General features: G+C 68.8%; 1 pseudogene. It reads right to left on the bottom strand.

Annotated elements, in window-relative coordinates:
* Positions 1-235 (bottom strand): annotated as a pseudogene (locus tag LPA54_RS39685) (aldehyde dehydrogenase (NADP(+))); the annotation flags it as partial.
* Positions 236-429: the final 194 nt, after the last annotated feature.

Genomic DNA, 429 nt, shown 5'->3' with positions numbered 1-429 from the left:
GGCCGAGCGCGGTCTCGGCGTCGGCGGCCTCGTCGAGCCGGTCGCGGGCGGCTTCCAGTTCGTCGGCGGCGGACCGCAGGAAGGCGGCGCGGACGGTGCGGTCGGTCAGCGCCTCGCGTGCGGCGTGGGCTGCCCTGACGGCGGCGTCCACCTCCTGGGCTGTGGCTTCCACCGCAACCTGTTCACGCTGCTTCCCGGTTCGGGGGTCGACACTCCAGACTGGTGATGCTGCCACCGCGGGTCCCTCCACTTGAATGCCGCATGCAATGCCGCAGTACGTACGTCACCCACAGCGGTGTTCGATATACTGAACACTGTCTCTGTGGGTGAATGCGCTTCGGAGACTATTTCCCGGCGAACGAAGGGGTCAAGGGCGATGTCGGCTGGCGAGACGGGCGGCGGGGCGCAGGTCAAGTCCGCGGTACGGAC

It is taken from the genome of Streptomyces sp. DH12 (assembly GCF_020873895.1).
In the GTDB taxonomy this organism is placed as follows: Bacteria; Actinomycetota; Actinomycetes; order Streptomycetales; family Streptomycetaceae; genus Streptomyces.
Note: the sequence above shows the minus strand (reverse complement) of the source record. Positions and strands in the feature narration are given on the sequence as shown.